Raw genomic sequence first — 1,094 nt, forward strand, 5'->3', positions numbered from 1 at the left:
GCTCCCGCGTCAGCTCGCCGAGGTCGACGACGCGGAAGGAACTCAGCCGGCGGATCAGCTGCGAGGCGAGCAGAGTGGGCACGTTCGGGTGGCCGAAGGGCAGGGCATGGTCCGGCCGCGCGACGACATGCACCTCGTTGCGCGCGTTGAGGCCGTAGAGAGTGCCGTGGACCCCGTACAGGGGGGCGTTCTGTGCCAGGAAGACCACCGGCTCAACGTGCGGGCAGAGCGCGGCGGCGGCGCGGAGATGCTTCGCGCACACCGGCGGCTGGTTCGTGAGAATCGTCGCCTGATGAGGGTCCCTGCCCCGGGGCAGAAAAAGGGGAACCCGAGGGCGGTCCTCGCGGACTGGGTGCAGACCTGGCAGCGCAGGGCCTGCATCGTCAGCATCTGCCGGTACGGGTGCATGAACTTCCACTGCGGTTTGCCCCTCGGCATGCCGTGTTCATCCATCGGGTTGAAGCCGCAGCGCGCCCACAGCACCCCCCGCAGCGGCCGGTCCCTGCCCGCGGCGTCCTCATCCGCGTAGTAGAGCCGGGGGCCGGATGCATGCCGGACGATGATGAGGTTGTCCGGCGCGGCGTCCTCCCCCTCCCGCTGGGTGATGAAAGGGATCAGGCGCGGCTCGGTCGTGGTGCGCACGGAACGGTTCTTCTCTCTCGTCTGTGTCATGGCAGGGCGTACGGGGGTCACGAGCCGTCATCTCCCATCAGGTCGAGGAGCGCGAGGACGGCCAGGGCGAACCGGCGGAGGTGGCCGTGTGCACCTTCGGGGCGGGGATGCTCGGCGCTCACGTGGATCAGGCGCCGGATCTCGTCGATGGGGTACGGGCTCACGAGGTGCGGCACGATCTCCACTAGCGTGGTGGTCGCCTCCCGGAACCGCCCCGCGATGACCGCGATGTCGTACGGAGCGGGGTGTGCGTGTTCGCCGAGTACGGCCTCCAGGTCGTCGTACAGTTCGTCGTCGATCGCCTCATGGGCGAGGGAGCGACGCAGACCGGCGAGGAGCACTCCCAGCGTCTCGGGATCGTTGGAGGATCGCCGGCTCAGTAGCTGCGCGGCGATGTCCACCGGTACGGGGACCATCACGGT

The 1,094-nt window shown here is 69.1% G+C and carries 1 protein-coding gene and 1 pseudogene; both read right to left on the reverse strand.

Annotated features, from left to right (window positions below):
• Positions 1 to 208: pseudogene (locus tag ACFV7R_RS47140) on the reverse strand (hypothetical protein); the annotation flags it as partial.
• A gap of 481 nt (positions 209 to 689) precedes the next feature.
• Positions 690 to 1,088, reverse strand: coding sequence for a DUF6415 family natural product biosynthesis protein (locus tag ACFV7R_RS47145; protein ID WP_385277011.1), 399 nt, complete (start codon positions 1,086 to 1,088; stop codon positions 690 to 692).
• Positions 1,089 to 1,094: the final 6 nt, after the last annotated feature.

The organism is Streptomyces sp. NPDC059866 (genome assembly GCF_042731325.1).
Classification (GTDB): Bacteria; Actinomycetota; Actinomycetes; order Streptomycetales; family Streptomycetaceae; genus Streptomyces; species Streptomyces flavusporus.

Coding starts and splice junctions, on each gene's coding strand:
- ACFV7R_RS47145 (WP_385277011.1), bottom strand. CDS start 1,088: ATGGTCCCCGTACCGGTGGACATCGCCGCGCAGCTACTGAGCCGGCGA.